The following is an 8595-nucleotide window of genomic DNA, read 5'->3' as shown; positions in this document are numbered from 1 at the left end:
CGACGCCGACGCCGACGGCGAAGCCTGATGGGACGGCGAAAAACGGGAGAGGCGATCTCGGGATGGCTCTGCCTGGACAAGCCCTACGACCTGACCTCTACCCAGGCGGTGGGGCGGATCCGCCGGGCGTTCAATGCCCAGAAGGCAGGACACGCAGGGACCCTCGATCCCCTCGCGACCGGTATCCTGCCCATTGCGCTGGGCGAGGCGACCAAGACCGTCAGCTTCATGATGGACGCCGGGAAGACCTACCGCTTCACCATCGCCTGGGGCCGGACCACAACCACCCTGGATCTTGAGGGCGAGACCTCGGCCGCCTCCGACGTGCGGCCCAGCCTGGCCGAGACCGAAGCCGCCCTGCCAGGCTTCGTCGGTGAAATTGATCAGGTTCCGCCGGCCTTTTCCGCCATCAAGGTGGCCGGCCAGCGCGCCTACGACCTCGCCCGGGCCGGCGAGACCGTGGAATTGGCCTCCCGCCGGGTGGTGATCCACAGGGCCTGCGTGACCGGCGCCCCGGACGCCGACCATGTCGACATCGAGATCGATTGCGGCAAGGGCGTCTATGTCCGCGCCATCGTCCGGGATCTGGCCGAACGCCTCGGCGCCTGTGGTCATGTCAGCGCCCTGAGGCGGACCCGGGTGGGACCCTTCTCGGAGGCCCGGGCGATTACGCTGGAAACCCTTGAGGATCTGGGGCATAAGGCGCGCCTCTTGGAGGCCCTGCTTCCGGTCGAGACCGCCCTGGACGACATCCCGGTGCTGGCCGTGACCGCTGAAGACGCCTTCAAGCTCAAGCAGGGACGACCCATCGTTCTCGTTCCCCGACAGGTTGAAGACCTGAAGGCCCGGCTTCCCGCCGGCGACCGGACGGTTTCAGCCCTGGCGGGCGGTTCGCTGGTGGCGCTCTGCGAGATGCGTATGGGACGGCTCGAACCCGTACGCGTCTTTCACCTCTGACCAGAGCGGAGACTACACGATGTCGATTACGCTGGACCGCAAGGCCGATCTCATCAAGACGCACGGCCGCTCCGAAGGTGATACCGGAGGCGCGGAAGTCCAGGTGGCCATCCTTTCTGAAAGGATTTTCAACCTGACCGAGCACTTCAAGACCCACAAGAAAGACAACCATTCCCGTCGGGGCCTGCTGAAGATGGTGTCGCAACGCCGTCGTCTGCTGGATTACCTGAAGGCCTCTGACGCAGGTCGCTACCAGGCGATCATCGAGAAGCTCGGCCTGCGCCGCTAGTTCCCGGGCCCCCGACAGGGGGCTTCGGTTTTTTCACCGCCGCCCCCGCGACAGGCCGGGGGACTATTGGTGGTGCGCGAAGGCCCATTCAGGGGCCTTCGTCCTAAGTCGGGGGTTCCAAGGAAATCCTCACCGCGTCTGTCGTTCCTGGAGAGGTTTTCGGTCGTCCGACGCCCTGTCCGTCCCCGCTGGGAATACGCCCGCGGGAGAAGAAAGAAGCCAAAATGTTCGATATCAAGAGAAAAACCATCGAGTGGGGCGGTCGCACGCTGACCCTCGAATCCGGCCGCATGGCCCGCCAGGCCGACGGTTCGGTTCTGGCCACCTACGGCGAGACCATGGTGCTGGCCACCGCTGTCTTCGCCAAGACCGCCAAGCCCGGGCAGGACTTCTTCCCCCTGACCGTGAACTACCAGGAGAAGTACTACGCCGCAGGCAAGATCCCCGGCTCCTTCCCCCGCCGCGAAGCCGCGCCGAGCCAGAAGGAAACCCTGACGTCGCGCCTGATCGACCGTCCGATCCGGCCGCTGTTCATCGAGGGCTTCAAGAACGAGGTCCAGGTGGTCACCACCGTTCTGGCCCACGACCTCGAGAATGATCCCGACATCGTCGCACTGGTGGCGGCCTCAGCCGCCCTCGTGCTGTCCGGGGCCCCCTTCATGGGGCCGATCGGCGGCGCTCGCGTAGGCTATATCAACGGCGAGTACGTCCTCAACCCGACCCTCGACCAGATGAAGGAATCGGCCATGGACCTGGTCGTCGCTGGAACCAGCGACGCGGTCATGATGGTGGAGTCCGAAATCCAGGAGCTCTCCGAAGAAGTGGTCCTGGGCGGCGTGACCTTTGCCCACAAGTCCATGCAGCCGGTGATCGACGCGATCATCGAGCTGGCCGAGCATGCCGCCAAGGAGCCCTTCGAGTTCACCGCCGACGACACCGAGGCCCTGAAGGCCGAGGCCCGGAAGCTGGTGGGCGCAGACATGGCCGCCGCCTACAAGATCGTCGCCAAGGGCCAGCGCCAGGACGCCGTCGGCCTGGCCAAGGCCAAGGCCTCGGCCGCCCTGGCCAAGTCCGACGCCAACCCGACCGGCGCTGACAGCCAAAAGCTGGCCGGCGTGCTGAAGGAGCTCGAGGCTGAGGTCGTCCGTCGCAATATCATCGAGACGGGCATCCGCATCGATGGACGGACGGTGGACAAGGTCCGCCCCATCGTTTCGGAGGTGGGTGTCCTGACCCGGGCCCACGGCTCGGCCCTGTTCACCCGCGGCGAAACCCAGGCCCTGGTGGTCGCCACCCTGGGCACCGGCGACGACGAGCAGATGATGGATGTCCTCGAAGGCAAGTACTACGAGCGCTTCCTGCTGCACTACAACTTCCCCCCCTTCAGCGTCGGCGAGACCGGCCGGATGGGCGCCCCCGGGCGGCGGGAAGTGGGTCACGGCAAGCTGGCCTGGCGGGCCATCCGTCCCATGCTGCCGCCGCATGACGAGTTCCCCTACACCATTCGCCTGGTCTCCGAGATCCTGGAGTCCAACGGGTCCTCCTCCATGGCATCGGTATGCGGATCGTCCCTGGCCCTGATGGACGCCGGCGTGCCCCTGAAGAAGCCCGTCAGCGGCATCGCCATGGGCCTGATCCTCGAGAAGGACGGCTTCGCGGTCCTCTCCGATATCCTGGGCGACGAAGACCACCTCGGCGACATGGACTTCAAGGTGGCCGGGACCGAGGACGGGATCACCTCCCTCCAGATGGACATCAAGATCGCCGGGATCACCGAGGAGATCATGCGCAAGGCGCTGGAACAGGCCAAGGACGGCCGCCAGCACATCCTGGGCGAAATGGCCAAGGCCATGGAGGCCCCGCGCGCTGAGCTCGGGGAATTCGCGCCCAAGATCGAGACCATCAAGATCCCGGTGGACAAGATCCGCGAAGTGATCGGCTCGGGCGGCAAGGTGATCCGCGAGATCACCGCCGAAACCGGCGCCAAGGTCGACATCGGCGAAGATGGCACCATCCGCATCGCCGCGCCCGACCAGGCCAAGATCGACGCGGCCCGCGACTGGATCAAGTCGATCGCCTCGGAGCCCGAACTGGGCGCCATCTACACCGGCAAGGTCGTGAAGATCGTCGACTTCGGCGCCTTCGTGAACTTCTTCGGGGCCAAGGATGGCCTGGTCCACGTGAGCCAGATCTCAAGCGATCGGGTCAACAAGGTCTCCGATGTCCTGCAGGAAGGCCAGTCTGTGAAGGTCAAGCTTCTCGGCTTCGACGACCGGGGCAAGACCCGTCTGTCGATGAAGGTCGTCGACCAGGAGACGGGCGAGGACCTGTCCAAGAAAGAAGGCGCCGAAGCGGACGTCGAAGGCTGATCGGACCTCCAGGTCCAGGACTTCAGGGGCGGCCGGAGCGATCCGGCCGCCCTTTTCATGACCGCAAGGTGGCTGTAGGGTCGCAGTCGGGTCCGCAGTTCACCCAGGCGTCGCCGCCCCGTCAGGGGAGCTAGACCTGCGAAGCTAGACTTGATCAGACCCTGCCGCTCTCATTCCGCGCCAGGTCGAAGCCGGCGACCCCGACACCGCCCTCCCGGGCCAGGCGCAGCACGAGGACGCGTGATGCCCAGAACCTTCCTGCCCTTTGCGGTCGACGATATCTCGGCCCTGGCCCGGTCCCTGCGGGACCAGCTCGCCACCCGGACGGAACCGCCCGGCCATGTCGAAATGCTGAACATGCTCGCCCGGGGGGCTGGCGACCGGAACTTCCAGCAGTTCCGGGCACGGACCACCACCGGTGCCGCACCGCTGAACCCGTTACAGGGTCCGGAGCCGAATCTTGCCCAGGTCGAGCGCACCGCCCGCCATTTCGACACCGAGGGATGCCTTGCCACCTGGCCGGCGAAGACCTCCCTGCAGTTGCTGGCCCTGTGGGGCCTTTGGTCACGGATACCCTCCGAGACCGTCTATTCGGAGGTCGGGTTCAATCAGAGGCTCAACGCGATCAGCCGGATCGGCGATCCCGCCCTGCTGCGCCGCTCGATGGTCCATGCGGGCCTGGTGTCGCGCACCGAGGATTGCCGGGATTACCGGAGGATCGAGCAGCCGCCGCCACCCGAGGCCCTGGCCCTCATCCGCCGGCTTGGCGCTAGGCCAGCCTGAGGACGGAGATCAGCTGCGCAGCTTGCGGATGATGGTGTCCAGGTCGCGGGTGAGGACCGGATCATCCTGCTTGAGCGCCTCGATGCGACGGACTGCATGGAGGACGGTGGTGTGGTCGCGCCCTCCGAACCGGCGACCGATGTCGGGCAGGGACCGGGTGGTGATCTGTTTGGCGATCCACATGGCGGCCTGCCGGGGACGGGCGACGACGCGGGCCCGTCGCTCGGAGATGATATCCGCCTGACTCAAACCGTAATGCTCGGCCACGGCCTTCTGGATCTGGTCGACCGTCACCCGCTTTTCGCTACAGGCCAGATGCGGGCGAAGGATGGCCTGGGCCTCGTCGAGCCCGAGGCGGGCGATGTCGCCGCCGACCCGCGCCACCAGGGTGTTCAGGGCACCCTCAAGCTCCCGGACGGAGTCGGTGAACCGGTCGGCGAGGAACTGGAGGACCTCAACGCGAGCCGAGGGCAGGAATTCTCCCGCCTGGGCGAGCACGGCCAGCTTCCGCTCAAGAATGCCCAGACGCAGGGCACCATCCGCAGGCTCGATCCCGCACACCAGGCCCGACTGGAGGTGAGACCTGAGACGCGGATCCATCTCCGAAAGCTCGGAGGGAGAGCGATCGGCTGTCAGGACGACCCGCCGTCCATCCTCGATCAGGGCAATGAGGGTATGGAAGAGCTCTTCCTGCGTCGTCGGCTTGCCAGCGACAAATTGGACATCGTCGATCAGCAGGAGGTCCGCATTGCGGAGTTCCGCCTTGAAGGCTGCGGTCTGCCGGTCCTGGATCGCCCGGACGAAGGTCGAGGTGAAGCGCTCGGCCGTCAGGTAGACCACACGGCGTTCTCCGCCCGTTTGCATGGCCTCCCAGGCCAGGGCGTTCAGGAGATGGGTCTTCCCGAAGCCGTAAGGGCCGTGGAAGAGGACGGGATTGAAATGACCGTCCGCCCAGGAGGCGACCCGGCGGGCGACGGCAAAGGCGAACTCGTTGGAGGGCCCGGGCACGAAGCTGTCGAAGCTGAAGCGGTCCTGCAGGCCCTGCTGGCGAGCGACAGACGGCGTCGGACGGGGCGACGGTATCTCCGCCTCGGACTGCCGGACCTCGGGCGCGGGGCGGGCAGCCTGCGCGGCGCGGGGCGTCGCGGCGGGAGCCGGCCCCTGGTCTTCGAACTCCATGCGGGATTTCAGGGCGAGGCTACGGCCCTTGGGGTCATTCTGCGCCCAGAGTTCGCCGATCCGCCTCCAGGCGTTACGACGGATCCAGTCGCGGGCGACGCCTGTGGCGGCCACGAGACAGACGCCTCCACCCTCTTGCTCGCGCAAGGAAGCCTGGCTCAGCCAGGAGCCGAACGTGGCCTCACCAAGTTCGTGGCGGAGAATCTGGCAGGTCTTGCTCCACGCTTCTCCAGACACGCCATCCTTGGACCCGCTCCCGCCCCCGCTCGCCATATTCCGTCCGTCCTGACCCACTAGAGGCCTCCGCGCCAGGGGCGCCGGAGACCACTTCAATACTGCGCAAAAGCATCCCCGTGCTGCGGAACACGGAGGTCCCAACAGCTGTTTTTTAGTCTCGAGGTCGCTTGGAAAAACGCTTTACGAGCCCAACACTAGCCCCCGAAAGGGGCCGGTCAACGGAGATTCTTTGCCGCTTTTGCGGATATTTTCGTTGACTCTGAGAAAGCCAAATTCCTTAAGGCCCTGCGGTTTTCACGGTGCATTTCGGGACATTTCAGAGCGGTAACATGTCCGTGTACCCCCTGTTCGGATACGACAAAGCCCCGCCGAAGGCGGGGCTTTTTCCTCAATTAATTCAGTGTTCTAGTTTGAAACGACCCGAAATGGGCCAACCGCCTCAGGCGGTGGCGACCTTTCGCAGGCGAGCCGCCAGGCGCGATACCTTGCGAGAGCCCGTATTGCGATGGACGACGCCCTTGGACACCGCCCGCATCAGTTCGGACTCTGCCGCCACGAAGGCCGTCTTTGCCTCGGTGAGGTCGCCTGAGGCGATGGCCTCATCAAACTTGCGCAGGAAGGTGCGGACGCGCGACCGGCGCGACTTGTTGACTTCCGTGCGGCGGACGATCTTGCGGACTGCCTTCCGGGCGCCGGGATTATTGGCCATGCTTCAGCTCTCAATGCGGTTCGCCAGCGCCCCACCCGGGACGCCAGCCGAAATCGGAGGCGCGGATATACGGGAAGGCGTCCGGCGGGTCAATGCGCGGCTGTGCGTCTTCAGCGTCCCCGGAATGCCGGCGTCCGCTTTTCGATGAAGGCCGCCATCCCCTCCTTCTGATCCTCGAAGGCGAACAGCGAGTGGAACAGCCGGCGCTCCATGGCCACCCCCGCGGAGAGGGTGGTCTCGTAGGCTGCGTCGACCAGTTCCTTGTTCATCATCACGGCGAGGGGGGACTGGCCGGCGATGCGGGCGGCGGCCTCAAGGGCCTCGGGGACCAGGCGGTCGACGGGGACGACGCGGGACACCAGGCCCGAACGCTCGGCCTCGGCTGCATCCATCATCCGGGCCGTCAGGATCATGTCCATCGCCTTGGACTTGCCGATCAGGCGGGTGAGCCTCTGGGTGCCTCCAATCCCGGGCATGACGCCCAGGTTGATCTCGGGCTGGCCGAACCTTGCGGTCTCAGAGGCGATGATGAAGTCGCAAAGCATGGCGAGCTCGCATCCACCGCCAAGGGCGTAGCCGGAGACGGCGGCGATCATCGGCTTGCGGCGGGCCTCGATCCGGCGCGCCGCCGGGCCGAAGACATCCGAGAAAAACATATCGGCATAGGACTTGTCCGACATCTCCTTGATGTCGGCCCCGGCTGCGAAGGCCCGGTCGGACCCGGTGAGGACCAGGCAGCGCACTTCAGGATCAGCCTCCACCGCATCCAGGGCCTGGCAAAGTTCAGCGAGCAGGCGGTTGTTCAGGGCGTTGAGGGCCTCCGGCCTATTCAGGCGGATCAGCACGACCGCGTCGTGCTGTTCAAGGATCAGGGTCTCATAGGCCATCTGGTACTCCCGCAAGCATCCTGCCGTCCTTTAGGGGGACGGGGACGAGCCGCCAAGGGGCCGGTGGCCTCACCGCTGGCAGGCGGGACACCAGAAGGTCGAGCGCCCGGCCTGGATCCGCCGCTGAATCACCCCGCCGCAGCCCGGGTTTGTGCAGGCCTCGCCCTCGCGGTCGTAGGCGCGGAAGCTGTGCTGGAAATAGCCCAGGGCCCCATCGGCGGCGGCGAAGTCCCGTAGGGTCGAGCCCCCGGCCTCGATGGCCCGTGCCAGCACCGCCTTGACCGTTCCCGCCAGCAGATTCAGCCGCGGCCGGGACACGCGACCCGCCGGGCGGAAGGGCGAGATGCGCGCTGCATGCAGGGCTTCGCAGACATAGATGTTCCCGAGGCCCGCCACCGTGCGCTGGTCAAGCAGGAGCGTCTTGGGCCCCTGCCGGCGGCCGTGGAAGACCGCGGCGAGACGGCCGCCGTCAAAGTCACCGGACAGGGGTTCGGGGCCCATGGCGGCGAACCAGGGATGGGTCCCGAGCGCATCCGTAGGGATGAGCCCCATGAAGCCGAACCGACGGGGATCGTGATAGACGATCCGCCCGCCGGACTCCGTCTCGAAGACCACATGGTCGTGCCGGGGGTCGTCGCCGGATGCACGGTGGAAGCGGCCAGGCTCGGTTGCAGCGGGCCCCTCAATGCGGAACCGGCCGCTCATGCCCAGGTGGGAGACCAGGGTCTCGCTCCGGTCCAGGTCCACAAGCAGGTACTTGGCCCGGCGCCTCAATCCCGTGACCCTCGCCCCCACGAGACGCTGGACGAAGCCTTCGGGAAAGGGAAACCGAAGATCGGGCCGGCGGGCCTCCACATGGACCAGCCTCTCGCCCTCGAGGACCGGCGCAAGGCCCCGGCGGACGGTTTCGACTTCCGGCAGTTCAGGCATGGTGTCTGCGTCGCATGGAGCGGCCAAAGGGGCAACCAGGCGGCGGGGCCCACTTTCGGAATCACGCGAAGCTGCTTTCCCGCCAGCTTCCGGCGTTCTAAGAGCCCAGCATGAGCGCGACCTTCGGATTCCGGGACGTCGATCCCCGCGAGAAGCCCGGCCTCGTCCGGGGCGTCTTCGACCGTGTCGCAAGCCGCTACGACCTGATGAACGACGTGATGAGCGCGGGCGTACACCGGCTCTGGAAGGACGCGA

General features: G+C 66.3%; 9 protein-coding genes. 5 read left to right on the top strand and 4 right to left on the bottom strand.

The annotated features are described in order from the left end of the window. Positions 1–27: 27 nt before the first annotated feature. The 4 genes from truB to WCJ52_RS09420 all read left to right on the top strand — a co-directional run bounded on the left by truB (position 28) and on the right by WCJ52_RS09420 (position 4398). The gene (gene truB, locus WCJ52_RS09435) at positions 28–957 is read left to right on the top strand and encodes a tRNA pseudouridine(55) synthase TruB (protein ID WP_336903054.1); all 930 of its coding nucleotides are present in this window, start codon (positions 28–30) and stop codon (positions 955–957) included. Between the two features lie 19 nt (positions 958–976). Continuing rightward, positions 977–1246 carry a 30S ribosomal protein S15 gene (gene rpsO / locus WCJ52_RS09430; RefSeq protein ID WP_336903052.1) on the top strand — a complete coding sequence of 90 codons (270 nt, stop codon included), beginning with the start codon at positions 977–979 and terminating at the stop codon, positions 1244–1246. A 224-nt stretch (positions 1247–1470) separates the two neighbouring features. Further along, entirely contained in the window at positions 1471–3615 is a 2145-nt protein-coding gene (gene pnp, locus WCJ52_RS09425; RefSeq protein WP_336903051.1) for a polyribonucleotide nucleotidyltransferase, read from the top strand. A 243-nt stretch (positions 3616–3858) separates the two neighbouring features. Beyond that, the gene (locus WCJ52_RS09420) at positions 3859–4398 is read left to right on the top strand and encodes a DUF2087 domain-containing protein (RefSeq protein WP_336903050.1); all 540 of its coding nucleotides are present in this window, start codon (positions 3859–3861) and stop codon (positions 4396–4398) included. Between the two features lie 9 nt (positions 4399–4407). Here the strand turns inward: WCJ52_RS09420 and dnaA are convergent, their stop codons facing one another. The 4 genes from dnaA to mutM form a co-directional block, all read right to left on the bottom strand. After that, entirely contained in the window at positions 4408–5850 is a 1443-nt protein-coding gene (gene dnaA / locus WCJ52_RS09415; protein ID WP_336903049.1) for a chromosomal replication initiator protein DnaA, read from the bottom strand. 403 nt (positions 5851–6253) lie between these two features. Continuing rightward, positions 6254–6523, bottom strand: coding sequence for a 30S ribosomal protein S20 (rpsT, locus tag WCJ52_RS09410; protein ID WP_336903048.1), 270 nt, complete (start codon positions 6521–6523; stop codon positions 6254–6256). A gap of 110 nt (positions 6524–6633) precedes the next feature. Then, the gene (locus tag WCJ52_RS09405) at positions 6634–7410 is read right to left on the bottom strand and encodes an enoyl-CoA hydratase (RefSeq protein ID WP_336903047.1); all 777 of its coding nucleotides are present in this window, start codon (positions 7408–7410) and stop codon (positions 6634–6636) included. Positions 7411–7479: 69 nt separating this feature from the next. Then, positions 7480–8340 (bottom strand): bifunctional DNA-formamidopyrimidine glycosylase/DNA-(apurinic or apyrimidinic site) lyase, encoded by an 861-nt coding sequence (gene mutM / locus WCJ52_RS09400; RefSeq protein WP_336903046.1) that lies wholly within the window; start codon positions 8338–8340, stop codon positions 7480–7482. Between the two features lie 110 nt (positions 8341–8450). On the opposite strand from mutM, the gene WCJ52_RS09395 reads away from it, so the two are divergent. After that, a partial coding sequence (locus WCJ52_RS09395) for a class I SAM-dependent methyltransferase (RefSeq protein WP_336903053.1) occupies positions 8451–8595 on the top strand: 145 nt, incomplete at its 3' end.

Source organism: Phenylobacterium sp., assembly GCF_037138395.1.
Taxonomy (GTDB): Bacteria; Pseudomonadota; Alphaproteobacteria; order Caulobacterales; family Caulobacteraceae; genus Phenylobacterium.
The sequence above is the reverse complement of the archived record's forward strand: the minus strand, read 5'-3'. Positions and strand labels throughout refer to the sequence as shown.

Bases quoted from the DNA above. Each gene is read 5' to 3' on its own strand.
- truB (WP_336903054.1), top strand. From the start codon at position 28: ATGGGACGGCGAAAAACGGGAGAGGCGATCTCGGGATGGCTCTGCCTG.
- rpsO (WP_336903052.1), top strand. From the start codon at position 977: ATGTCGATTACGCTGGACCGCAAGGCCGATCTCATCAAGACGCACGGC.
- pnp (WP_336903051.1), top strand. From the start codon at position 1,471: ATGTTCGATATCAAGAGAAAAACCATCGAGTGGGGCGGTCGCACGCTG.
- WCJ52_RS09420 (WP_336903050.1), top strand. From the start codon at position 3,859: ATGCCCAGAACCTTCCTGCCCTTTGCGGTCGACGATATCTCGGCCCTG.
- dnaA (WP_336903049.1), bottom strand. From the start codon at position 5,850: ATGGCGAGCGGGGGCGGGAGCGGGTCCAAGGATGGCGTGTCTGGAGAA.
- rpsT (WP_336903048.1), bottom strand. From the start codon at position 6,523: ATGGCCAATAATCCCGGCGCCCGGAAGGCAGTCCGCAAGATCGTCCGC.
- WCJ52_RS09405 (WP_336903047.1), bottom strand. From the start codon at position 7,410: ATGGCCTATGAGACCCTGATCCTTGAACAGCACGACGCGGTCGTGCTG.
- mutM (WP_336903046.1), bottom strand. From the start codon at position 8,340: ATGCCTGAACTGCCGGAAGTCGAAACCGTCCGCCGGGGCCTTGCGCCG.